22 protein-coding genes and 1 rRNA gene are annotated in these 23,554 nt (G+C 52.3%); 11 read left to right on the forward strand and 12 right to left on the reverse strand.

All coding sequences use genetic code 11. The features are described from left to right. Window positions 1-4: 4 nt before the first annotated feature. Window positions 5-2,191 carry a fatty acid oxidation complex subunit alpha FadB gene (gene fadB, locus HP566_RS12980; protein WP_249977688.1) on the reverse strand — a complete coding sequence of 729 codons (2,187 nt, stop codon included), beginning with the start codon at window positions 2,189-2,191 and terminating at the stop codon, window positions 5-7. A gap of 263 nt (window positions 2,192-2,454) precedes the next feature. Here fadB and HP566_RS12985 point away from each other — a divergent pair, with 263 nt between their 5' ends. Both HP566_RS12985 and slyA read left to right on the forward strand, forming a co-directional pair. Beyond that, entirely contained in the window at window positions 2,455-3,612 is a 1,158-nt protein-coding gene (locus HP566_RS12985) for a DUF5924 family protein (protein WP_249977689.1), read from the forward strand. Window positions 3,613-3,684: 72 nt separating this feature from the next. After that, window positions 3,685-4,137, forward strand: a complete 453-nt coding sequence (gene slyA, locus HP566_RS12990) for a transcriptional regulator SlyA (RefSeq protein WP_249977690.1) — start codon at window positions 3,685-3,687, stop codon at window positions 4,135-4,137. A 5-nt stretch (window positions 4,138-4,142) separates the two neighbouring features. On the opposite strand, the gene HP566_RS12995 is transcribed toward slyA, so the two are convergent. Beyond that, entirely contained in the window at window positions 4,143-4,682 is a 540-nt protein-coding gene (locus tag HP566_RS12995) for a preprotein translocase subunit YajC (RefSeq protein ID WP_249977691.1), read from the reverse strand. A 146-nt stretch (window positions 4,683-4,828) separates the two neighbouring features. Here HP566_RS12995 and HP566_RS13000 point away from each other — a divergent pair, with 146 nt between their 5' ends. Then, complete coding sequence (locus HP566_RS13000; protein ID WP_249977692.1) at window positions 4,829-5,281, forward strand: universal stress protein; 453 nt, start codon at window positions 4,829-4,831, stop codon at window positions 5,279-5,281. 83 nt (window positions 5,282-5,364) lie between these two features. Here the strand turns inward: HP566_RS13000 and HP566_RS13005 are convergent, their stop codons facing one another. Next, entirely contained in the window at window positions 5,365-7,284 is a 1,920-nt protein-coding gene (locus HP566_RS13005; RefSeq protein ID WP_249977693.1) for an ATP-binding cassette domain-containing protein, read from the reverse strand. Window positions 7,285-7,428: 144 nt separating this feature from the next. On the opposite strand from HP566_RS13005, the gene HP566_RS13010 reads away from it, so the two are divergent. Beyond that, the gene (locus HP566_RS13010) at window positions 7,429-8,442 is read left to right on the forward strand and encodes an AraC family transcriptional regulator (RefSeq protein ID WP_249977694.1); all 1,014 of its coding nucleotides are present in this window, start codon (window positions 7,429-7,431) and stop codon (window positions 8,440-8,442) included. Window positions 8,443-8,445: 3 nt separating this feature from the next. Here the strand turns inward: HP566_RS13010 and HP566_RS13015 are convergent, their stop codons facing one another. The 5 genes from HP566_RS13015 to HP566_RS13035 are packed head-to-tail and all read right to left on the reverse strand — an operon-like array spanning window position 8,446 to window position 15,338. Continuing rightward, a complete protein-coding gene (locus HP566_RS13015; RefSeq protein WP_249977695.1) occupies window positions 8,446-10,098 on the reverse strand; it encodes a fatty acid--CoA ligase in 1,653 nt (550 codons plus the stop codon). Between the two features lie 39 nt (window positions 10,099-10,137). After that, entirely contained in the window at window positions 10,138-11,325 is a 1,188-nt protein-coding gene (gene bktB, locus HP566_RS13020) for a beta-ketothiolase BktB (RefSeq protein WP_249977696.1), read from the reverse strand. Between the two features lie 39 nt (window positions 11,326-11,364). Continuing rightward, on the reverse strand, window positions 11,365-12,507 hold the full coding sequence (locus HP566_RS13025; RefSeq protein ID WP_249977697.1) for an acyl-CoA dehydrogenase family protein: 1,143 nt from the start codon (window positions 12,505-12,507) through the stop codon (window positions 11,365-11,367). Between the two features lie 2 nt (window positions 12,508-12,509). Beyond that, entirely contained in the window at window positions 12,510-14,069 is a 1,560-nt protein-coding gene (locus HP566_RS13030; RefSeq protein ID WP_249977698.1) for a fatty acyl-CoA synthetase, read from the reverse strand. 39 nt (window positions 14,070-14,108) lie between these two features. Then, window positions 14,109-15,338 carry an ABC transporter substrate-binding protein gene (locus HP566_RS13035; protein WP_249977699.1) on the reverse strand — a complete coding sequence of 410 codons (1,230 nt, stop codon included), beginning with the start codon at window positions 15,336-15,338 and terminating at the stop codon, window positions 14,109-14,111. 239 nt (window positions 15,339-15,577) lie between these two features. On the opposite strand from HP566_RS13035, the gene HP566_RS13040 reads away from it, so the two are divergent. After that, a complete protein-coding gene (locus HP566_RS13040; RefSeq protein WP_249977700.1) occupies window positions 15,578-16,429 on the forward strand; it encodes a TatD family hydrolase in 852 nt (283 codons plus the stop codon). Between the two features lie 13 nt (window positions 16,430-16,442). Then, entirely contained in the window at window positions 16,443-16,922 is a 480-nt protein-coding gene (locus HP566_RS13045; protein WP_249977701.1) for a hypothetical protein, read from the forward strand. On the opposite strand, the gene HP566_RS13050 is transcribed toward HP566_RS13045, so the two are convergent. Further along, complete coding sequence (locus tag HP566_RS13050) at window positions 16,919-17,503, reverse strand: elongation factor P hydroxylase (protein ID WP_249977702.1); 585 nt, start codon at window positions 17,501-17,503, stop codon at window positions 16,919-16,921. The two genes, HP566_RS13045 and HP566_RS13050, sit on opposite strands and share 4 nt — an antisense overlap. Before the next feature lie 136 nt (window positions 17,504-17,639). Between HP566_RS13050 and HP566_RS13055 the strand changes: the two genes are divergently transcribed. From HP566_RS13055 to HP566_RS13065, 3 genes are all read left to right on the forward strand, one after another. Further along, on the forward strand, window positions 17,640-19,058 hold the full coding sequence (locus HP566_RS13055; RefSeq protein ID WP_249977703.1) for an MATE family efflux transporter: 1,419 nt from the start codon (window positions 17,640-17,642) through the stop codon (window positions 19,056-19,058). 6 nt (window positions 19,059-19,064) lie between these two features. Beyond that, window positions 19,065-20,063 carry a DUF3080 family protein gene (locus tag HP566_RS13060; protein WP_249977704.1) on the forward strand — a complete coding sequence of 333 codons (999 nt, stop codon included), beginning with the start codon at window positions 19,065-19,067 and terminating at the stop codon, window positions 20,061-20,063. A gap of 112 nt (window positions 20,064-20,175) precedes the next feature. Further along, entirely contained in the window at window positions 20,176-20,883 is a 708-nt protein-coding gene (locus HP566_RS13065) for a hypothetical protein (protein WP_249977705.1), read from the forward strand. 62 nt (window positions 20,884-20,945) lie between these two features. Here HP566_RS13065 and tusA read toward each other — a convergent pair whose 3' ends face one another. Next, the gene (tusA, locus tag HP566_RS13070; protein ID WP_249977706.1) at window positions 20,946-21,197 is read right to left on the reverse strand and encodes a sulfurtransferase TusA; all 252 of its coding nucleotides are present in this window, start codon (window positions 21,195-21,197) and stop codon (window positions 20,946-20,948) included. A gap of 27 nt (window positions 21,198-21,224) precedes the next feature. Here tusA and HP566_RS13075 point away from each other — a divergent pair, with 27 nt between their 5' ends. Beyond that, window positions 21,225-21,512, forward strand: a complete 288-nt coding sequence (locus tag HP566_RS13075) for an antibiotic biosynthesis monooxygenase family protein (RefSeq protein ID WP_249977707.1) — start codon at window positions 21,225-21,227, stop codon at window positions 21,510-21,512. 22 nt (window positions 21,513-21,534) lie between these two features. Here the strand turns inward: HP566_RS13075 and rlmM are convergent, their stop codons facing one another. Further along, a complete protein-coding gene (rlmM, locus tag HP566_RS13080) occupies window positions 21,535-22,602 on the reverse strand; it encodes a 23S rRNA (cytidine(2498)-2'-O)-methyltransferase RlmM (RefSeq protein ID WP_249977708.1) in 1,068 nt (355 codons plus the stop codon). A gap of 297 nt (window positions 22,603-22,899) precedes the next feature. On the opposite strand from rlmM, the gene rnk reads away from it, so the two are divergent. Further along, window positions 22,900-23,313, forward strand: a complete 414-nt coding sequence (gene rnk, locus HP566_RS13085; protein WP_249977709.1) for a nucleoside diphosphate kinase regulator — start codon at window positions 22,900-22,902, stop codon at window positions 23,311-23,313. A gap of 163 nt (window positions 23,314-23,476) precedes the next feature. On the opposite strand, the gene rrf is transcribed toward rnk, so the two are convergent. Beyond that, a 5S ribosomal RNA gene (rrf, locus tag HP566_RS21885) occupies window positions 23,477-23,554 on the reverse strand; the annotation flags it as partial.

A 23,554-nucleotide genomic window follows, 5' to 3' on the forward strand; every position in this document is an offset into this window, starting at 1 on the left:
TGACTCAGGCCTGATTGCCTGCCGTGGTATTCGCGTAAAAATGCTCGTTATTCTGAGCCATTTGACGCAACTTGTCGGTCGGCGCATACAGCGGCCCTAACTCCTCTGCCAGGCGGTCAGCCAGCGCTACAAACTCAGCAGCCCCCATGGCATCAATGTAGCGCAACGCACCACCACGGAACGGAGGGAAGCCGATACCATAAATCAGCGCCATATCGGCTTCGGCAGGAGTATCCACGATGCCGTCTTCCAGGCAGCGAACGGTTTCCAGGCACAGCGGCACCATCATGCGGGCAATGATGTCTTCATCGGAGAACTCTTGCTGCTCCTTAACTACCTCTTTCACCAGCGCATAGGCTTGCTCATCACTGACTTTCTTGGGCTTACCCTTTTTATCTTCTTCGTAGGCGTAGAAGCCTTTGTCACTCTTCTGGCCCAGGCGCTTGTTATCGTACATCACCTGAATAGCGGTTTTGCCATCGCGGGCCATTCGGTCAGGGAAGCCCTCAGCCATGACGTCATTGGCATGTACCGCCGTGTCCATACCGACTACATCCAGTAAATAGGCAGGCCCCATTGGCCAACCAAATTTTTCCATCACCTTATCTACGCGCTGGAAATCAGCCCCCTGTTCCACCAGGAAACTGAAACCACCGAAATAGGGGAACAGCACGCGGTTCACCAGGAAGCCTGGGCAGTCATTGACCACAATGGGGGTTTTACCCATGGCACGGGCATAAGCCACGGTCGCCGCTACGGCCGCATCCGAGCTTTTCTCACCGCGAATAACTTCCACCAGTGGCATGCGATGCACTGGATTAAAGAAGTGCATGCCGCAGAAGTTTTCGGGGCGCTTGAGGTTCTTGGCCAGACGATTAATTGAGATCGTTGACGTATTAGAGGTGAGGATGGTGTTTTCACTTACCATGCCCTCTACTTCAGTGAGTACCGCATCTTTAACACTGGGATTCTCTACGACAGCTTCAACGACCAAATCAACATTGCCAAAATCACCGTAAGAGAGCGTGGGGCGAATATTGGTCAGTTTTTCCGTCATCTGCTCGGTCGTCAGCTTTTTACGCTCTACCTGCTTGGTAAATAATTTGCGGGCTTCTTTTAACCCCAGTTCAATCGCTTCATCTTTGATATCTTTCATCAGGATGGGGGTGCCTTTTGAGGCACTCTGGTAGGCAATACCACCACCCATGATACCGGCCCCCAGCACGGCGGTCTGATTAACCGGCTGTGCCTGTTTTTCGTATTTACTACCTTTTTTCTTAACAACCTGATCATTAAGGAACAATCCGACCAGATTAAACGCAACGCTACTAAGCGCCAGCTTGGCAAACGCCTTGGCTTCAATGGCTTGAGCACGTCCTCGGGTTTCGCCAGCACCTTTCTGAATTACTTTGATTGCTTCAACCGGAGCAGGATAGTGAGGGCCAGCTTTACCTGCCACATAGCCTTTGGCAGTTTCGAACGCCATCATTTGCTCAATCGCGTTCAGCTTCAGAGGGGATTTCTTTTCTTCGCGGCGAATATGATAGTCAAGCTCACCTGCGTTAGCGCGATCCAGGATGTCGAGAGCCGCTTCTTCAAGCTGTTCATGAGTGACAACCGCATCCACCGCCCCGACCTTCAGCGCTGCACCGGCACGGTTTTCGGTTCCCCCGGCAATCCACTCAATGGCATTATCAGCACCAATCAACCGGGGTAAACGTACGCAGCCCCCCCACCCAGGCAGGATGCCCAGCTTGGTTTCGGGCAAGCCAATTTTGGCTTTTTCACTCATAACCCGAAAGTCAGTGGTTAGCAGCACCTCACAACCGCCACCCAACGCCAAACCGTTAATCGCTGTCACCGTTGGGAAAGGCAGGTCTTCAATGGCATTGAAGATATCGTGTACCTTCAGATTCATCTCAACCAGGTACTCTTCACCTTTATCAAACAGGCCATGGAACTCAGTGATATCGGCACCCACAATAAAGGCATCTTTACCGCTGCCGATGGCCAATCCTTGCAGACCACTTTCTGCCTGAAGTGCATTGACTGCTTCCCCCAGCTCTGCCACTACATCACTGGAAAGTTTATTGACAGACTCACCTTTCAAATCAAAAGTGAGCACTGCGATGTCATTACCACCCTGGGTGTCACGACGCTCCACCGTGATGGCGTTGCCTTGATAGATCATTCGCGCTCTCTCCACAAGTTCGGGCCGGCACTACATGAAGGGCCTGCCACGCATTTCATACGGTCGTTTGATTGCGTAAGCTTGGTTGAGTTACTCCACTACGTCAAGCCCTGACTTTCGGCTAACATGCCTGACCGCTATGACTAACCCTCTGAATCTACGTTCAGTACCAACGTCTGGATATTGGCCTTAATTGCGGCTGCTCATCGACTTTGGACCCAAACCCAACGATCATGTTTTTTTAGATGATGAGTTATTATGCTATGGACTCCTTGCTTACCCCTTCGCGCATTGCATCACTACAGCAGCGAGTTGAGCGCTTAGTCGAGCGCTTAAAGCCCTGGAGTTGGATGTGGCCACCCATGGCATTCGCCGCAGGCCTGGGTAGTTTTTTTCTGGTTGATCGTCAGCAATGGCTGGGTGTGGTGTTAGCGCTTGGGCTGCTCTTCGCATGGTTGCTGCTGCTATCTGAAAGCCTGATTGGCCGCTGGCTTGCAAGACGCGGGCACCCTACGCTGCCACGGGGTGTAACGACATTCATTGCACAAATGATCCATCAGGAAACGCTTTTCTTTACCCTGCCGTTCATTTTGGTTACCACCGTGTGGAACAGCGGCCAAACACTGTTTGCCTTGCTGGTAGTGGGTATGGCGGCACTTTCGATTATTGATCCGCTTTACTTCAAGCTCGCAGGCCACTGGCGCAGCCTTTACTTTATGTTCCACGCTCAGTGCGTTTTTTTAGTGCTGTTGGTGATCCTACCGATCATGCTTCATCTGACGACAGGACAAAGCCTGCTCTTAGCACTGATCTTAACCATACTGGTGGCTTTACCCAGCTTCTGGCATTTACTGAAAAAACGGTCGCTGAAGCGTTGGTGTGCCTTTTTTGGGCTAACGGTTGTACTGGCTTATATTGCATGGCTTGGCCGGATTTGGGTGCCGCCAGCAAGCTTATGGATGACCAGCAGTGCACTCTCACCGTCATTCGATATTCAGCAACGCGAACCACAAGGGTCGATTGCCCTAACCCCAGAGGCACTTCGGGCCAATGGTTTGTATGTTTACACCGCCATACGTGCGCCACGTGGTTTAAGCGAAACGGTTTATCATGCCTGGCATTATAACGGTACACCCATGGATACCGTGGAACTGACCATTAATGGTGGGCGTGAACAGGGCTACCGGGCCTGGAGCTATAAACAGAATTTTCCAGCGAATCCTGCTGGTGACTGGCGTATCGATATCATGACCGATAGCGGCCAACGAGTGGGACTGATCCGCTTCACGGTATCTGATGACCCACAGCTGGCATCGCGGGCTGATGGCGAGATCCAGCCGAGCGGCTTAAGCGGACTCAACCTACGCCGATTTATTCCAGGGGGAAGCGGCACCTCCGATGAACCAGAACCTAGCGAATAAACGAACACCTTGCATTCATCGGTCCAGCTCATGACAATTCGACCATTAACTCTTACTGGTAGCAATCTGCTTATGGCTTCATCAATTGGATTTCGAATTGCACGCTTGCCACATTTGTGGCGCTCAATTCTCGACCGGAGGCTCGCCCCGCTGGGGTTAACACAAACCAGATGGGTCACGCTCTACCATCTATGGAAACTTGGTGAGGGCAACCCCCAATGCGATCTCGCTCGGGCGATTGGTGTCGAGGCTCCTTCGTTAGTACGCACTCTTGGGCAGCTTGAGGAGCAGGGCCTGGTAGAACGCAGGGCCTGCGATAATGACCGTCGCAGTAAACGCATTTATCTGACACCTGCCGCCATGCCGCTGCTTGAACAAATTGATAATATCGTTCAGCAGGCCCGCAAAGAGATACTGGAAGGACTAAGTGAACATGACCTTCAGCAACTTGATCAGTGGCTTTCGTTGATCGAAACCAACGGTTTAGCCATCCAGGCGCGGGATCAGGACAACCCCGGTATGTGACACTGTTAACTGCGTCTCGCCATATTAGGTAGAGACATCGGCTTGCCAACTGGCTGGTCAGATAAACCGCTGAGCGCTCCTTTTAGTTGCTGAAAGTCACCCAGGTAAGTGGTAAAGCGCTCGGCGGTTTGTGATTCCCACCACCATAGTGTTAACGAGTAGGGAGTGGATTCAATCACCACCGCATCTTGCGGCAGGCGCTCCAAAAGTGCCTTGAAAGGAGCCGTTGCTTCCCTGGGCAACGGTCGTAAAGGTGCAATACGCCACCGCCATCCTGCATGGTAGGGTTCCAGTGCCGCGCTGGCATTTCCTTCCCTCAACAGCACGAACGTTGGGCCTGGCGCTTCCTGGGGATAGTTCCAACGATAAGCAGGCATGGTGCCGCGAAAATTATGCAACGGTGGTTTTTCCATTTTAACGGTAACCCCTTGTTTTCGTGCACTCTCACGCAGGGACATATGGCGCTTTTGTTGAGGGCTTGGCTTGAGCCACATCACCGGTGCAATAACAAACATTAAAATAAAAACAATAATTAACCATTCCATCGTGATGGCACCCTATTTCGGACAAACCTCGTTAACAACCTGAAGAAACCATGATATAGATCGTTGTTAAGATTACGCGTGCAGCCTAAAGTAAAAGTCATCTAACAAAGTTTTTCTTTGTTAATTATCGCTAAGGAGATAAGGCCATGAGCTATCACCATATTCTGGTAGCCGTTGACTTAACCAAAGACTCACATAAGATTCTGGAACGTGCTATCGCAGTTGCAGAACGTAACGACAGCGCCAAAATCTCTATTATGCATACCCTTGAGCCACTAGGATTCGCTTACGGCGGCGATATCCCTATGGATCTCACCAGCATCCAGGATCAGCTGGATGACCACGCTAAAAAACGCCTTGCCGAAATTGCGGCTCCCCATGTCCCAGAAGCCGACCAGCATGTTGTAGTAGGCATGCCGGATACTGAAATCCATCGGTTTGCAGATGAGCACAACGTTGATCTCATCGTTGTCGGCTCCCATGGACGGCATGGCTTTGCGCTTCTGCTTGGCTCTACATCGACTGGCGTGCTCCATGGTGCACAGTGCGATGTTCTGGCAGTCCGCGTTGGTAAGAAAGGCGAAAAAAGCGACGAGTGATTCGGCTCCCTGTCGTTCGTTACTACACCCACGTTCGTTACACCCCAAGGGCGTCCATGCGGACGCCCTTGCCTTACCCGGTGCTACTCACCATTTGCCATTGCTTCCAATTCCATCCAACGCTCCATTGCTTCGTCCAGCGTCTTTTGAACCTTTTCCAACGCTTGCAACCTGGAAGTGACAACACCGGCCTCCTGCTGGTAAAACGCGGGGTCACCCATCTCTTGCTCTAACGTTTCAACTTCACTTTCCAGCCGCTCAATCTCAGCAGGCAGTGCATCCAATTCCCGCTGCAGTTTATACGAAAGCTTAACAGCTTTTTTAGTGGGTTCGGCAGGAGCGCTTTCCGGAGATTTTTCCGCAGGAGCACTGGTTGGCTCAGTTTGCTGGCGTGCGGCACCTTCCCATGGTGCAGGCGGTAGTTTACCACCCTGGCGAATCCAGTCAGTATAGCCCCCAACGTACTCACGCACACAGCCTTGCCCTTCAAACGCCAGCATGCTGGTGACCACGTTATCCATAAAGGTCCGGTCGTGGGAGACCAGCAGCAAAGTGCCGTCAAAGTCCAGCAACAACTCTTCAAGCAGCTCCAGGGTTTCCATGTCCAGGTCGTTGGTTGGCTCATCCAGCACCAGCACATTAGCAGGTTGCGTAAATAGCTTGGCTAACAACAAGCGGTTCGATTCGCCCCCTGAGAGTGCCTTCACCGGCTGGCGGACACGATCCGGTGTGAACAGAAAGTCTTGAAGATAGCTCATAACATGGCGGTCTCTGCCACCAACGCTTACACGGTCACTGCCCTGTGCCACGTTGTCATAGACCGTTTTTTCTGGTTCCAGCCCGGCTCGCAGTTGGTCGAAGTAAGCCACTTTCAAGTTGGTGCCCAACTGAACACTGCCTTCTGTCGGCGTCAGTTCACCCAACAGAATTTTCAGCAGTGTTGTTTTACCCGCCCCGTTACGACCCAGGAAACCAATGCGGTCACCGCGCATTACTTCAAGATTGACATTGCGCAGAATCACCTCATCACCAAAGCGCTGGGTCACTCCTTTTAGCTCGACCACCCGCTTACCGGTTCGTTCGCCGCTATCCACCGTCAGATTAGCGGTGCCTTGGCGCTCACGCCGCTGGCTGCGCTCGTTGCGCATCGCTTCCAAAGCACGCACCCGGCCTTCATTACGGGTACGTCGTGCTTTAATACCCTGGCGTATCCAGGTTTCTTCCTGGGCGAGCTTTTTATCAAATTCCGCGTTTTCCCGCGCTTCCACTTCCAACTCATGCTGCTTACGGGCCTGGTACTCGGCATAGTTACCGGGGTAACGGCCAAGCTTGCCCCGGTCAAGCTCAAGGATGTTGGTGGCCAGCTTCGACAGGAACGCCCGGTCGTGAGTAATCAGCAGCACCGCGCCATTAAACGCCAGAAGCTGCTCTTCCAACCATGCGATCGTGTCCAGATCCAAATGGTTGGTCGGCTCATCAAGAAGCAGCAAATCAGGCTTAGAGACCAGCGCCCGTGCCAGCGCAACACGGCGACGCCAGCCACCTGAAAGCGAGCTCATTTCAGTCTCAGGCGGCAATCCCAAACGGGTCAGCACAACGTCAATCCGTTGGTGAAACGACCAGCCATCAATAGCTTCGATACGGGTCTGCAACGTCGCCATACACTGCATATTGGGGTTGGGGTCGTTGATTAAGTGCTGATACTCAGAAAGTAACTCTCCTGCCTCTGGTAATCCCTGCGCGACCATATCAAAAATGGTCATCCCTGAGGATTCGGGTAGTTCCTGAGCTAACACGCCGATTTTTAAGCCTGGAGCACGCCAAATCGAACCATCGTCGGCTTGTATGTCGCCTGCCACCAGCTTTAGCAGGGTCGATTTACCGGTGCCGTTGCGCCCGACCAGCGCCAGCCGTTCGCCTTTTTCAACCGTGAGGTCGGCGCGGTTCAGCAGTACTTGGGTGCCGTAGGCGAGTTGCAACTGTTCGAGTCGTAACAAGGTCACGCAGTATCCTCCTTCGTCGTGAGGCGCACAGTGTAACGCATGGACTGCCGTAGAGGGGGAACCTTGTAGAGGCCAACCTCACTTCGTGCTAACGTCATCAGATAATTCAACAACAATACACGACGTCTTTCGGGTAGGTGCTCTGTGAGCGTGACTGTTTCGATGCACTTCGTTAAGGAACTATTTTGCGGATTACCGGGCACCTCGCCGTCACATATCCGCTATCTGGAACTGGCGGGGATTTCACCCTTTTTGCTGAGTGCTCCCAATGGCCGGGTGACAGTTGAGCAGTTTGCCGAACTCTACCGCCTGATAGCACAAGACTTAGACGATGAGACACCGCGCTTTTTTTCCCGACCGTTGCGCTGCGGTACGTTAAAACTGCTCTGTTTGAGTTTGCTGGAAGCCCCCACTCTACATATCGCCCTACACCGCTATACACAGTTCTTCCGTATTCTGTTGGATGATTTTGGCTACACGTTTTCCATTAACAATGGCTTGGCTCGTATGGCACTTGTCGAACATGCATCATTACAAGGTAGCCGGGTACTGATCCATGAGTTGATGTTAAAACTATTTCACGGCATAGCTTCATGGATGATTGCGCGCAAAATTCCTCCACTGCTGATGGAGTGCAGCTATGCGCCGCCGCCATACAACGCCGATTATCTATATTTCCACCCTGGTAAAGTACGTTTCAACCAACCTCAAACGGCGATGTCATTTGACCCATCACTCTTGAAGCATCCTATCCGTCAAACCAAACAACACCTGAGTGCATTTTTGCAACGGGCCCCCGCCGACTGGTTTTATGTCTCTTTTGAAGAGCAGTTGCTATCCCATCGAGTACGCGAGCACTTAAAGCGACATTTGCCGGCATCAGGAACAGTGGCTCATGTGGCAGACGCCATGCATATGTCCGTACGCACATTATCCCGGCGGCTACATCAGGAAGGCACGCACTTTCAAGCCGTAAAGGATGAGTTTCGGCGCGATTATGCTGTTCAGGCATTAACCCACGGTTCACGGCCATTAACCATGATTGCCGACACACTGGGCTTTGAAGATTTGGCCTGTTTCAGCCGGGCCTTTAAGCAGTGGACAGGAAACTCACCCGCCGCATACCGCAAAGCACGGACGACGGGCATACAACGCTAACGGTTAGATTTCCGTCCGGATGCGCTTTTTATCCAATTTGCCAACACTGGTTTTGGGAATTTCATCAACCATCCGGATAAGCGAGGGAATACCCCATCGATTAATACGTCCTTGCACAACAAACTGCTCCATAAACTCTTGGACAGTGTCAGCCGTAGGCGGATTGTTTGGATCCTCGGGCACCACCAACGCTGCTGGCCGCTCCCCCCACTTCTCATCCGCCACACCGATTACCGCCACCTCAGCGACCCCTGGGCATTGGCTGATATAGCTTTCCAACTCCAGCGAGGAGAGCCACTCACCTCCGGTTTTGATGACATCTTTGATTCGATCGCTAATAGCCAGAAAACCATGTTCATCCAATGAGCCTACATCACCGGTATGTAGCCACCCCTCACGCCATAACGCTTCACTGCGCTGCTCTTCTTTGTAATAGGCTTGTGTTAGCCAGGGAGCCTGAGCGCGCACTTCACCAATGCTTTTACCATCATGTGGCAATGGCTGGCCATCGGTATCCACTACTTGCAATTTTACCAACGGCACAGGCAATCCGGCCTTGCATCGCCATGGTAGCTGCGTTTCAAAATCCGCCTCAGCGATAGCCTGTGGCAGAATATCAGCCGTGAGCAGCGGACAGGTTTCCGACATGCCATACGCGCTGCGCGTATCAATACCCAGCGCCCATGCCCGACTTGCCAGCGCCTGGGTGAGAGCACTGCCACCTACCAACACCTTCCAACCGCTTAAATCGACTTTTCTGGAGGCGATCGCGTCAGCGCTGACCACCATATTTAACAACGTGGGCACACAGTGGGAAAAATCGACCTTCTCATCGACCAGTAGCTTAACCAGCATCTCGGGTTCATAGCGGCCAGGGTACACTTGAGTCGCTCCCAATAACGTAGCCGTGTAAGGCACTCCCCAGGCATGAACATGAAACATCGGCGTGATCGGCATATACACTTTGTCGCGATTGAGCAATGCAAAGCCAGGTGCCTGAAACGTACTGGCCTCGCCTAAGGTGTGCAGCACAAGTTGGCGATGGGTAAAAAATACACCTTTCGGATTACCGGTTGTACCCGTCGTGTAAAACAGCGTTGCCACCGCGTTTTCGTCGAAAGTAGGGAAAGCATAGTGAATGGGCTGCTCCCCTAATAGCGCCTCATACTCCCCTACTATTGGTAGCGAGGTATTGAACCGATTGGTGGCCTCCTGGCAAAGAATATAGCCGCGAATATTCGGCAACTGGCTGGCTAGCGGCTCCAATAGCGGAACGAAATCTTCATGCACCAGCACAAATACATCTTCAGCATGCTCCATGGTGTACAGAATTTGCTCAGGGGCCAGGCGTACGTTCACCGTATGGAGAACGGCACCCAACATCGGAATGGCAAAGAAGCACTCTAAATAACGGTGGCTGTCCCAATCCAACACCGCCACTACATCGCCAGCCTGCACCCCTTGCGCTGTCAGGGTATGAGCCAGTTGGTGTACGCGTTCGCGAAAACGGTGGTAGTCATGCCTGCACTGGTCACGATAAACAATCTGATTATTGCCTGCCATGCGTATACCAGAATCCAACAAATCGCCAATAAGCAGCGGAGGATTGGTGGCCGAGGGGGTTGAAGGTAAGATTTTTGGCGTTATCGTCGACATAAATACACCTTTTCAATTGTTATTAGTAAAGCGACTCCATTACGCGCGCTCAATTAGCAGCGCAATCCCTTGTCCTCCGCCAATACACAGCGTAATCAAGCCAAAGCGTCCTTGGATACGCTCTAATTCATACAAGGCTTTAAGGATCAGTATTGCTCCAGTGGCACCAACCGGATGGCCTAACGCCACCGCACCTCCGTTCGGGTTTAACTTTTCCAACGGAAAACCCAGCGTGTCTGCCACGGCCATCGCCTGGGCCGCGAAGGCCTCGTTCGATTCAATGACATCAATATCGTTCATATGAAGCCCTGCCTGCTGGAGGCAGCGCTTTACCGCCGGGATTGGCCCAAGCCCCATCAGTGAAGGGTCGACACCCGCTGTTGTGGCAACCCGTAGCCGTGCCCTGGCGGTTAATCCACGCTGCCTGGCCTCATCCTCATGGGCTAACACAAGTGTCGCTGCACCGTCATTAATACCGGAGGCATTGCCCGCCGTGACAACGCCCTCTTTCATGAACGCGGGCTTTAGGCATGCCAGGTCGCTAAGTTCAACTCCCTGACGCACATGCTCATCGGTAGAGAAGACACTGGTCTGTTTTCCCTGAACCACATCGACCGGCACAATTTGCTCATCAAAACGCCCTTCTGCCATTGCTCTTGCCGCTTTGCGGTGGCTCTCCACGGCAAACTGGTCTAACTGTTCACGGCTTAAGCCATACTGCGTGGCAATATTTTCTGCCGTAATGCCCATATGCCCGCTACCAAAGGGGTCACTTAATACCCCCAGGGTAAGGTCCTGAATATGGGTATTTCCCATGCGTATCCCGTTACGCGCCTGGGGCGGTAACAGATAGGCACCACGAGACATGGACTCAGCCCCACCCGCCAATGCCAACCGGCTATCGCCCAAAGTGATTTGCTGGGCAGCAGATACTACTGCCTGTACGCCAGAGCCACATAACCGGTTAACATTGAAAGCACCAGACTCCTTAGGTACTCCCGACGCTAACGCAATATGCCGGGCCAGATAGGCATCCTGTGGCCCTGTGGTAATGATGTGCCCGTAGACAGAGTGGTCGATATTGGTGGCAGAAAGTCCCGCTCGACGCAGTGCTTCTTTGGCCGTAATAGTCCCTAACTCATGGGGTGCCATGGATGAAAGCGATCCACCAAAACCACCTATAGCTGTCCGTGCACCGCCCACAATGACAACGCGATCCAATTGCATGTTATCTCCTTAGTGATGGCACAAAGCTGAAACAGGTCGTTACACCACTTTGCCTAACAGCGAACGTGCAACGACTTCTTTCATAATTTCAGAGCTTCCTGCGTAGATGGTTTGAACGCGGGCATCTAAATAGAACCTGGAAATAGGGTATTCGTGGGTATAGCCATATCCGCCAAACAACTGCAAACAGCGGTCAACAGCGCGACACTGCAGTTCACTAAGCTGTAATTTTAGAATGGCGGCATCGGTGCTGCTCATTGAGCCGTGGCGATACCTGTTTACGCACTGGTCAAAGTATGCTCGCGCCACATCCAGTTGTGCTTTGATTTCCGCCAGGGTAAAGCGGGTATTTTGAAAATCAGCGACGCGCTGACCAAATGCGTGGCGCTGGGCAACATAGTCAAGGGTTAAGGCCAGCGCACCCTCCACCGCGCCAAGTGCCTGGGCACCAACTCCTAAACGTTCTCGGGGCAGCTCCTGCATCAGGTAATTAAAGCCCGCACCTTGTTCACCCAATAGCGCGTCTTGCGGCAAGAGAAGCTGGTCAAACAGCAGCTCTGCTGTGTCACTGGCATGTTGCCCAATCTTTCTGATGGGCTTGCCGCGCGAAAACCCAGGCAGTGAAGTATCGACCAAAAAGAGTGATACGCCTTTGGCACCTGCTTGCGGTTCAGTTTTTGCACATACAATCACTAGATCGGCCAATTGACCATTGGTAATAAACAGCTTGCTGCCGTTAAGTACCCACCCCTGCGAAGTTTTGGTGGCACGGGTTTTCATCGCAGCCAAATCACTGCCAGCATGTGATTCACTCATGGCGATGGCCCCCAGGCACTCGCCCCGTGCCATGGCAGGCAACCAGGTCTTGCACTGTGCATCTGTCCCTATACGCTGAATATAGGGCATTACAATATTGGCGTGGATATTGTAGGCGCTGGCAAGCCCCCCAAACCCTTGCCGAGAGATCTCCTCAATCGCTAACTGGGTAATGGCGATATCACCACCAGCACCACCATAGATTTCATCTACATCGACCCCTAATAAACCAGCGGCTCCCAGGGTTTTCCATAGGGAGCGCGGAATTTCACCTGCGTTTTCCCATTGCGGATAAAAAGGCGCTACTTCCTGCGACAGGCAGCGGGAGATCATGGCGTGAAATAGCGCACTTGTTGGCTCATCCATAATCACCCCTTCAAGTCCTGGCGCAGATGGCGCTTGAGAATTTTACCTGCGGTACTCTTGGGTAGCGCTTCGGTAAACACTACCCGCTTGGGGACTTTGTAAGGAGCTATTAGGCTTTTTGCGTGATGGATAAGCTCACCTTCGCCCACAGTCTGGCCTTCTTTTACGACCACGACTGCGGTTATCGCCTCAATCCACTTTTCGTCGGGAAGGCCCACGACAGCCACTTCCGAAATAGCACTGTGCTTGAACAATGCCTCTTCAACCTCACGGCTAGCGACCAAAACACCACCAGTATTAATGACGTCCTTGATCCGGTCGACAACGTATAGGTAACCCTCTTCATCGAAATAGCCCACATCCCCCGAGTGAAACCAACCATTCTGAAAAGATTCGGCGGACATATCAGGTTTATCCCAGTAGCCCACCATCAACTGAGGCGAACGGTGCACAATTTCACCATGCTCCCCAGGGGCAACATCGTTCATGTCCAGATCGACAATACGGGTTTCAACCGTCAGGATTGGTCGCCCAGCCGACGCGGGGCGATCAGTGTGCTCTTCCGGGCGCAATACGGTTGCAAGTGGTGCAATTTCGCTCTGGCCATAGCAGTTATAGAGCCCAACGCCTGGAAACCGTTGCTGCATCTCTTCAAGTACCGGCACCGGCATAATGGAAGCGCCGTAATACGCTTTTTTAAGACTGGTTAAGTCGAACTTATCAAAGTCAGCATGCCGTAACAGGCTTATCCAAACCGTAGGTGGCGCAAAGAATGAAGCAATGCGTTGTTCAGCCACAGTGGCAAGACAGCACTCAGGCAGCGGCGCTTCCAGTAGGTAAACGGGCGCCCCCAGTAATAAAGCAGGCATTAAAAAGACATGCATCTGTGCTGAATGATAGAGAGGAAGTGCGGCCAACATGGCGTCTCGACCGTTTATATCCAGCTCTACCATACATGCCATATATTCGGCCATTAGCGCTTGATGGCTCATCATGGCTGCTTTGGGGGCCGCTGTTGTTCCCGAGGTGTAGAGCAATTGAGCAAGACTGCCACCCTCTAACACCACATCCGGCTCACTGTGCGAATGGAATGAACATGCATAGTCCAGAACGTCAAAAGCAGGGGCATCTGAAGCGTACTGGGCAGCGGCATGCAGCGTACCCTTCATTGTTAAAGCAAGCCCTTGCGTTGCGTCATTCACTTTATCGGCCAGCACGGTATCGCTTAGCAACCCTTTCGCTCCAGATTGCTCCAGGATATAGCGCAACTCTTCGCTACTTAATGCAAAGTTGATAGGCACATGCACCAAGCCCGCTTTGGTAGCTGCCAGCCACGCAATCACGTAAGCATCCGAGTTCTTTCCAAATACCGCTAATCGATCCCCAGGAGAAAGGCCCGCAGCGAGCAAGCCATTCGCAACCCGGTTGGCAGCCTGATTGAGTAATTGGTAGCTCCACGTGCGATCGTTAAACGTAAGGGCTGTGTCATGTGAATACTTTCGGGCACTTCGGTTTAGTGCAGCGCCTATGGTGTTGCGATGAATCAAATGAGCGTTAGACATGCCAAGTACTTCCTGTTTTTGTGATTAATTGTCAGGACGTCAGCCATTCACTAGTGGGCATACGCTTTCCGAAAGTGGCCGAAATGCCTCTTCCGCAGGAATCGTGCGTACCACCCTGAAAAGATCATCCTCATCAACAGACTCTTGCGGTGTTTTTACCTCAACCAGATACATGTCGTGCACCATGCGTCCGTCTTCACGGATATAGCCATTGGTGGCAAAAATGTCATTAATCGGCGTATCCGCCATCTGTTGGCGAACGGTTTGGGTATCGTCGGTCCCCGTAGCCTCAATGGCTTCAAGATAGTGGCGGGTACTTGAGTAGAGGCCAGCATGCACCATGGTTGGCATGCTGCCGGTACGCTCCCGGAAACGCTCCGCCCATGCACGGGTTTCATCGTTCAAGTCGTAATACCAGGCCTTGGTAAACTGCAGCCCTTGCGCGTTTTCCAAACCAATGCTGCGCACATCGGTACTAAACAGCACCATGCCAGCCAGGATCTGCCCAGCTTGGGTGATGCCAAACTCACCCGCTGTTTGCACGGCATTGATAGTGTCACCTCCGGCATTATTGAGTGCGATCACATCAGCTCCTGATGCCTGTGCCTGCAACATAAAGGAGGAGAAGTCACTATTCGGGAATGGATGCCGGGCGCCACCCACAATGGTGCCACCGTTTTCAGTTACCACCCGCTCTACATCCGCCTCAAGGGCATGCCCAAACGAGTAGTCGGCACTCAGCAGATACCAGTTTTGATACCCCTCCTGTGTAATTGCTTTAGCAGTACCATTCGACATTGCCCAGGTGTCATAGACCCAATGAATATGATTGGGTGAGCAGTGTTCATTGGTAACGCCAGAGGAAACCGCGCCGTTCACCAGGCCCAGTTTATCGGCTTCTTCCAGTAACCCAACAGCTGCCAAGGTAACCGATGAAGCCACCAGCCCCGTCACCATATCGACGTTACGCTCATCGATCCATTCACGTACAACACTTGATCCCACATCAGGGCTATTGCGGTCATCTGCACTGAAGAGCACTACGTTGGCGCCGTGTACGCTGCCCCCTATATCCTCAATGGCCATTTCGATGGCATCCTGCCCTAATGGGCCGATTGGATCACGGTAAATGCCTGACATATCAGCCAAATAACCGATGCGTATTTCGTTATCCGAAATGCCCTCCTGGGCAGCAACACTGGAGATATAGCTAGCACTCAGAATAGCTGCGGATAGGGCAGATAATGTGAGATGTCTTGATAGTTGCATAAATTTAACCTGTCTATTGTTGTTATTGGATAGGCCCTCATGGCGCTTCAGGCCATAGCTCCACTGCATATTACGAGTAACGTCAGGTTATCTGTTTACCTATCAAGCCAGATTTTTTGCAATTCATGCCATTCCATCCGTCTATTCACGTGAGCGAGGGCGTTAGTCGATGCCAGGCACAGGCGTTACAATGACACGCGGTAATGGATGTTATTGATAACTGACGACGGGAGCTGAGTTTGGCAACTGACAATGCGGATGACGTCTTACCTGAGGCGCTACGGTTTCGCCCCACAGCACCACTGGTTGATATTGGCGCAAACCTGACCCATGAGAGTTTTCAGCGCGACCTGGACAGTGTCATTACCCGGGCACGGGCCGCGAACGTTACCACAATGATCGTAACGGGCACTGACGTAGCCCATGCTCAACAAGCTGTTGCAATGGCCAAGCGCTACCCAGGGCTGTACGCCACTGCGGGCATTCATCCCCATGATGCCAGCGGCTGGAATGACGCAGTGGCAGCTCAGATGAGAGCGCTCCACAAGCAGCCTGAAGTCGTGGCCGTGGGTGAATGCGGGCTCGATTTTAATCGCAACTTTTCAACACCCCAGGCGCAAGAGCACGCCTTTGAAGCACAGTTGGCACTGGCGGCTGAGAGCGGTTTACCGCTTTTCCTGCATGAACGAGATGCCGGGCAGCGAATGCGCGAAATACTGCACACATGGCGGGACGATATCAGCCAGGCGGTTGTGCATTGTTTTACCGCCGATCAAGAGACGCTGCATGGTTATCTGGATCTTGACCTGCATATCGGTTTAACGGGCTGGATTTGCGACGAGCGCCGGGGACACCATTTACGCTCTCTGGTAAAGGATATTCCACTGGAACGCTTAATGGTGGAAACAGACTGCCCCTACCTGCTCCCCCGCAACTTACCGGCTAAACTGAAAGGGCGCCGACACGAACCAGCCCTGCTACCATGGATTGTAAGGGAAATTGCCCTTTGGCATAACCTGAGCGAAGCTGAATTGGGTGCTGCAACCACCCGCACCGCCCAGCATTTTTTCCGGATTAATGCGGAATTTTAAGAGGAGTAACTGTGTGGCTGATTATCCAGGGTTTATTGCCATTGAGACGGGCGAAGATGATGGTTTGCCGCTGGCTATTGCCTGGTCACTGCCTGATGGCCGTGTTAAACAGACGTTAATTCAGCCGGACGATAGCTGGATCAAAGAAGACACCAACGCTATGGGCGCTTACAGCATGGAGGAGCTGGAGAGTCTTGGGGTAAGCCCGCTTGAAGTGATCCGTGAGCTTGAGAACGATCACTTCTCCGCCACGTTATATACCAGCGACAACGGAGATGACGAGGCAGCCTTGGCACGCCTGTTTGATACCTATGGGCTAGACCCGTTTGTTGAGCTGGCCCCCGCATCAGTTCTCTACCCTTCAATTACCAGCAGCGAATGGCATCGCCAACGTCGCGAAACATTCAGCGAGTTGGGGTTGGAACCGATGCGCCCAGAACATGAACTGGAAGTTATGCTGTCGATGCATCAACGGCTAACAGAAGATGATTAAGCGGGTTCCGGCAAGGACGTCTCAAGCGCCCCTAATCCAAGCTGGATAGCCTCCGCCAAAGGTACCTGAGTCTGGTAGTAACGCGTCAACGCCATATGGAATGCGTTGGCACGCAGCGGTAACCCCTCCTGCTGGTAGCGTAGCGCGCGTGCAGCCACCTTTGCAGCAAACCCCTCGCGGTCCACCTCCACATTGCCAGCCAAATTATCAACACTGACATGAAAGGAACGCCCACACGCCTGAGTAAGCAGTAACTCCAAGGCTTGAGGAGCAATTTCGGCGTTTTCGAATGCTTGCTGCTGCTGTGCATCTCTCCCATCTGGCAAGTACCAGTAGCCATAATCTTCCTGCTGGCGCCGCTGAGCACCCGCGATACACCAGTGGCTGATTTCGTGTAATGCACTGGCAAAATAGCCCCGCGCAAAAATCACCTGATGGTAAGGGGTTCCGGTATCAGCAGGACGGTAGAGAGGCTCATCTCCGCCTTTAATCAACCGGGTCTGGTAGCGCTTAGCAAAGACACCATCAAACAGCGCCATAATATCCTCAAGCGTCCAACGTTCCTGTTCCTGAATGGCCATGCGCTCACTTTATCTACAGATTTTGTGCAGTATACCTTTGCATGTCGCATAGGCTAAAGGGCAGACAGAAAAGCTCAGAATTTCCTGCTAATCTATCGGTCTTTAATAGGCCACTTTGCTAATCAGGAGCCTAATCTTGGGCGGCTTCGCTAATCATATTAAAACGATTTATTGGCCAGAAACACGCATGCTCATCACCCTGGCACTCCCTATTTGTGGTGCACAACTTGCCCAGGCGGGCATGAGTGTCGCGGATGTCATGATGACTGGGCGCCAAAATGCCACTTCACTGGCAGCCGTATCGGTTGGTTCCAGCCTTTGGGTACCGCTAATGCTCTTTATGACCGGTACACTCATGGGGCTGACGCCGATAGTGGCGCATCTTCTAGGTGGCCAGCGTAATGATGACATCCGGCCCGCCGTCCACCAGGCATTGTGGGTTGCATTAGCGTTGGGAACTCTGGCAGCGGTATTACTCTGGACAGCGGTCATGCCGATCTTCGAGCTGATGGAGGTGCCTCCTGCGGTCGCCAGGGAATCAGCAGCATACCTCTCTGCTGTCGCATATGGAATGCCGGGGATTGCGCTATTCCAGGCGCTTAGAGCCTTCTCTGATGGTATGAACCATACCCGACCGGCACTATGGATCAGCCTGATAGGTCTTGCCGTTAATATTCCCAGCAACTACATCCTAATCTATGGTGGGGATGGGTTGGTTAATCTATTTGGCAACTGGATACCCAACACCATCCAGCAGTTACCTGCATTGGGTGCCTTTGGTTGTGGAATCGCCACGGCTCTCTCCATGTGGACAATGGCATTGACCATGGCCTACTACACCCGACGCGGGCATATCTATCGAAGCGTTTCCTTGTGGCAGAAGCTGACACTGCCGCAGCCTACCGGGATACGTGAATTAGTGGTTGTTGGTATGCCCATTGGTGTCGCTATTTTTGTGGAAGTAACGCTTTTTACACTGATTGCTCTTTTTATTGCCAGCTTTGGTGAAGTAACCGTGGGTGCTCACCAAATTGCGCTTAGCTTCACCTCTATTCTCTTTATGCTGCCTCTCTCATTAAGTATGGCGCTTACCGTGCGGGTGGGTAACACCCTTGGTCAACGACGCCTAACACTGGCACGTCAGGTTGCCTGGAATGGCGTTGTGATCAGTGTGATCGTTGCGGCCATCAACAGCACGTTGCTATGGATAACAGCTGCTCCTGTGATTTCGCTGTATACCTCCAACCCCGACGTACAAGCGCTTACGCTGACGATTATTGCCCTGGCAGTTATTTTTCAACTATCTGACTCGCTGCAAGTGAATCTGGCAGGAGCATTAAGAGGGTATAAGGATACGCGTATCGTAATGATTATTACGGTACTTTCCTATTGGATCGTAGGCTTGGGGGGTGGGCATTGGCTGGGAACCCATGGTATGAGTGGAATATCTGAACCTATGGGGGTACACGGTTATTGGATAGGCTTAATTGCAGGACTTAGTGCAGCCGCCCTGCTGCTAGGATGGCGGTTGAGGTGTATCAGCCGACAGGAGTGACACGCGATGCCCTGCCTGCGCCAAAGACGGCTTCTGCTCGCATTACCCATCGTATTTATATTGATGGGCTGTGGTGACAATACAGCTGAGCAACGGTGGCTCGATTATCATCAACAACTAGCAAATGATCTTGATATTTCAGCAATTGAACGTGCGCGCCCTCGAAATATAGGTGCTTTCCCTGAGCGTCAAAGCAGGCTTGTTGACGTACCGGAAATACGTGAAAGCATACTCAATGTGTATGCGCTGCGAGAGTGCCAAATTACCTCACTCATTGCCGCACGCAATAACCAACTGGGCCGTGTTGCTCCTCCTAGCCAACAGTGGCTTTATGAACGCACTCTTTGGCAGCGGTTAAGCAGTTGCTGGAACAGTGAGGTACCTGACGCACTAAGCCTTGAGAACAGGGCACGCCTGGAACAGCTAACCCTGCAAAAGACCGCCCAACTACCCGCGGTAGGCTGGAATGCCATTTTTGACTCAGAAGAGTGGGTAAAAAGCTTTTCAAGAGCCAGCCAACCATTGGGGCCTGGAGAGATTGAGACAATTTCACCGCAACTTGTTGCCCTGGATTACCTCTATCAAATGGTTATTCATCAATTTGATCTTAAATGGCAGGCTACCTCTGCCACGCTTGAAAGCCATCTTAAAACACTCCAAGAGCGGCCACTGACAGCAGAAATACTGCGTGCCCTGATACTCGCCACACAGCGCCTGGATGAGGCCAATCAAGCACTTTCCACATTCACCTCATCACCTGACCGCTGCTTACACCCCTGGGAAGCCAGCTGGCTCAGCGCTTTTGAGCAACACGCACACCAATGGCTGATGGCTGTTAATCAACTCATAGATGCCCACCTGCTCACACCACCGGAAGCCGTTTTAGACTACCAGGAGAACTGGCTTTCTATGCGTACCCCGACAGCGCCCTGGCAGCAGTTTCAAATTGCCAAAAAGTCTCACGAGCAGCTAAGAAGTCATTTTCCTGCATGTCCAATTTCGTAAAAAACAGTCTCCCCTCTTAACCTTATGGGAAACCTGTGCTATTGGTGATGTAAGTGGTAGGCATCAAGGCTGCCTACCAATGTCGTGACCACGCAGCACAAGGAGGGACATTATGGGCTCACCCCTGTCACCCCGCTCTGCCCAGGTCATCGACCTGGCAACCGTGCGTCAGCGTCAGCAGGCGCAGAAATGTTTAATCCGTCTAGCACCGGAGCTGGATGGATTAGAGATGGTCTACCAGCTCGCTGCGAGTCCCGACACCTACTATGGCCTGCCTATTCTGGCATGGGGGCTAAGGGAAGATGGTAATGTCGTTGGACTAGTGCCCTGGATGGAAGCGCTGGCCGCTTGTCATGAGCTTGATGACCATGAGAACGGTTTGTTTATTGGCTATCGTGATCCTGAAACAGAAGAGATCTTCGAACTCCCCCCTGATCATAAATACTATGAGCTGACAGCAGCGGCGGATTACTTTGAGTATGAAGCTTCTGGAGAAATAACGCTTATCCAACAGCTACCGGATACGCTGGGCACACATGCTCTGTGCATGAACCGCCCTGATGCGCCCTGGCATATGAAGCCGGTTTATGGCTGGAGACTCTATAGCGATGGTAGCGTGGAAGCGTTACTTGCCGATGAGCAAAAGGCGACAATGACTCCCATTCTGCTGGGGGATAAATGCCTTTATGAAGCCCGCTCACGCCATCAAACAGTTTACTTTTTCCAACGACATATCGCTAACCGGATCTTGGAAGAGGACCCTGCCACCCTGGAAGCATTAGCCATGATGGTTGTCCCCAGCACCGACGCAGACTACTAAACCAATACCCCGCGAGGCCATCCGCCATTAGTCGGCTCTGGCCTCATACAGACTGCACAAGTTTATGCTAAGCGGATAAAGTATAAATAGTCGCCGCTGGACTCTGTCTGGGTCAGTAATTCGTGCCCCAAAAACTGACAAAATTTCGGTACGTCGCGAGTGGTAGCTGGATCGGTGGCTATCACTTTCAGCACCTGACCTGACACCATGTCGCGCACTTTGTTATGCATCAACATAATGGGCTCGGGGCAATATAGCCCTGTTGTGTCCAGTACCGCGTCAAAGGGTTGCGCGTCATTGGTATGATCAGTCATTTATATTCTCGGTTAGGAACACACAGTATGATTAAAGTCATCATTGAACGGCGCATTATGCCCGGCCTTGAGGAAGAGTATGAACAAGCCGCACGCGAAGCCATGCGCGTTTCCCTTGGCGTCAGAGGGTTCGTCGGCGGTGAAACACTGGTTGAAATTGGCCATACTGATCGGCGCCTGATGATTACCAAATGGCGCAACCTACGCTTCTGGAAAGAGTGGCATACAAGTGACGCCCGTGCGATAGCGATGCAACGTATTCTACCGCTCTTGACGGAAGATGAAACAATCCGCATCTACGAGCCTGGGTACTAGAACCCAGGCCTGCCCGATTCCCTCAATGGGGGAGTCGCACGTGAACCGTTACCTCTTCCCGGTCATGGTAGAGGTGACGGCATGAGATTCGAGCGCGAACACCTGCTGATGCTAACGCCTCCTCCAGTGTTGTTAAACACCGAGAGACTTCATTCCAGCGCTTTTTCATCGGTAGCTTTAGGTTAAATATTGCTTCACGGCACCATTTGCGGGTAAGCCACCGTTCCACCATCGCCAATACCCGTACAGGCTTATCAACAATATCGCACACCAACCAGTCTAACCTTTGGGGCGGTTCCCAGGTAAACCCATCTTCCTGCAGGTGATCGATTTGCCCGGTCGCCATCAGCTGTTTATCCATTGGTCCATTATCGATGGCATATACATACATACCACGCTGTACCAACTGCCATGTCCATCCACCGGGTGCAGCGCCTAAATCCGCCGCCTGCATATGGGCGGAGAGCCTGTCATCCCACTCATCGCGAGGAATAAACTCATGCCACGCTTCTTCTAGCTTAAGGGTTGAACGGCTGGGAGCCCGGGAGGGAAAACGCAAACGGCGAATACCATTAATTAGCTCGCTGCGATTATCAGGAAAGCTCATACCCAACTGAACACGGTCACCATCTGTCCAGAAGATATGCAAGCGTCGTGCCCCAGCTTTACCACGCAACGCACCGCGCTTTTTCAGCATGCTTTGCAGGGGCTTGGTCAGTGCCTTAATCAGCCCTGCCAACGCTTTACCATCATTGGTATCAGGTGTTTCATGCCAGATCTCTTCAAAGCTCCAACGGCTCGCTTTCACCTGATCCAATATCGCGGTGAGGCGGTCCTCACGAGAAAGGGACAATACAGGTAGCGCGGCCAGGCTTTGGCGGGCAAAAATAAGCCGTTTAAATCCAGCCTGCCGGTGCAGGTCGTTAATCGGCTCTCCATCCAGACGCGTTAAGCTTGCCCACCCCTCGCCCTGTGCAGGCTCACAGGGAACACCCTGCTGCTTTGCATGATGCTGCATTTCTGCCAGAGCGTCATTTTCAAAACCGGGGCGGCAGTAGACCAACCACGACGTGGGTACCGTTTCACTCACCCTTTCACCTATAGCGTAATGTGTAACCTATTAGTGGCGCATTGGAAACTGGGCTCCCTCCACCACTTATCGCCGTGCATCATAGCACTTTCTATTAGCCGCTCTCTAAGCAACCCCGTCAAATTAACACCGGCATGCTATAAAGCGCGTCGTCTTTTCTTCTGAAGTGGCGTACACTTATGACAGTAGTCCTTTCTTATTTTTTAGAGGGGGCTTTTTTTATGTCACTACATTTTGAGCTATGTAGCTAAGCGAAGCATTCACAACGTGTGAGTGCATATTGCCAAGGAGAGCAACATGGGGCAGCGTCCTCCCCTTTTGATAAACCGTCTTGATGCAGAGCGTTTACAACGCCTGATTGATGCCGCCGCCGACAAAGACCAAATGGTGGCCGAGTTATTACAAGACGAGCTCAGTCGCGGGGAAATTGTTGATCCAGAAGATATTCCCGACAACGTTGTCAGTATGAACAGCCAGATCCAATTCACTGATCTGACACGTAACCGTCAAATGGTTCGTACGCTTGTCTACCCGCACGCCTTAAGCACAACCGAGGATGGCATTTCGGTCATGGCTCCCATTGGAGCAAGCCTGCTAGGTTTGAAAGTTGGCGACACAATCGACTGGCCACTACCCAACCAGCAAGAGACTCGCTTGCGTGTGGATGCAATCATTTGGCAACCAGAGCGTGAAAAGCAGTACCACCGCTAGAAACACGTTCTTATTGTCTTGCTAGCCGCCTGAAAAGGCGGCTTTTTGCTACGGTAGTGCCATCAAAAATCCCAGTAGCACGCTCTCGGGACATGCTTTATAGCTTTTATTGACCAACAAAAAGCCCCGAACACACTGTGCTCGGGGCTTCTCTTCAATAAGTGCCTGACGATGACCTACTCTCACATGGGGAGACCCCACACTACCATCGGCGCTAAGCGGTTTCACTGCTGAGTTCGGC

Origin of the sequence: Vreelandella olivaria, from assembly GCF_023507745.1 — a bacterium.
GTDB lineage: Bacteria > Pseudomonadota > Gammaproteobacteria > Pseudomonadales > Halomonadaceae > Vreelandella > Vreelandella olivaria_A.

Coding starts and splice junctions, on each gene's coding strand:
- fadB (WP_249977688.1), bottom strand. CDS start 2,191: ATGATCTATCAAGGCAACGCCATCACGGTGGAGCGTCGTGACACCCAG.
- HP566_RS12985 (WP_249977689.1), top strand. CDS start 2,455: ATGGACTCCTTGCTTACCCCTTCGCGCATTGCATCACTACAGCAGCGA.
- slyA (WP_249977690.1), top strand. CDS start 3,685: ATGGCTTCATCAATTGGATTTCGAATTGCACGCTTGCCACATTTGTGG.
- HP566_RS12995 (WP_249977691.1), bottom strand. CDS start 4,682: ATGGAATGGTTAATTATTGTTTTTATTTTAATGTTTGTTATTGCACCG.
- HP566_RS13000 (WP_249977692.1), top strand. CDS start 4,829: ATGAGCTATCACCATATTCTGGTAGCCGTTGACTTAACCAAAGACTCA.
- HP566_RS13015 (WP_249977695.1), bottom strand. CDS start 10,098: ATGTCGACGATAACGCCAAAAATCTTACCTTCAACCCCCTCGGCCACC.
- bktB (WP_249977696.1), bottom strand. CDS start 11,325: ATGCAATTGGATCGCGTTGTCATTGTGGGCGGTGCACGGACAGCTATA.
- HP566_RS13025 (WP_249977697.1), bottom strand. CDS start 12,507: ATGGATGAGCCAACAAGTGCGCTATTTCACGCCATGATCTCCCGCTGC.
- HP566_RS13030 (WP_249977698.1), bottom strand. CDS start 14,069: ATGTCTAACGCTCATTTGATTCATCGCAACACCATAGGCGCTGCACTA.
- HP566_RS13035 (WP_249977699.1), bottom strand. CDS start 15,338: ATGCAACTATCAAGACATCTCACATTATCTGCCCTATCCGCAGCTATT.
- HP566_RS13050 (WP_249977702.1), bottom strand. CDS start 17,503: ATGGCCATTCAGGAACAGGAACGTTGGACGCTTGAGGATATTATGGCG.
- HP566_RS13060 (WP_249977704.1), top strand. CDS start 19,065: ATGCCCTGCCTGCGCCAAAGACGGCTTCTGCTCGCATTACCCATCGTA.
- HP566_RS13065 (WP_249977705.1), top strand. CDS start 20,176: ATGGGCTCACCCCTGTCACCCCGCTCTGCCCAGGTCATCGACCTGGCA.
- tusA (WP_249977706.1), bottom strand. CDS start 21,197: ATGACTGATCATACCAATGACGCGCAACCCTTTGACGCGGTACTGGAC.
- HP566_RS13075 (WP_249977707.1), top strand. CDS start 21,225: ATGATTAAAGTCATCATTGAACGGCGCATTATGCCCGGCCTTGAGGAA.
- rnk (WP_249977709.1), top strand. CDS start 22,900: ATGGGGCAGCGTCCTCCCCTTTTGATAAACCGTCTTGATGCAGAGCGT.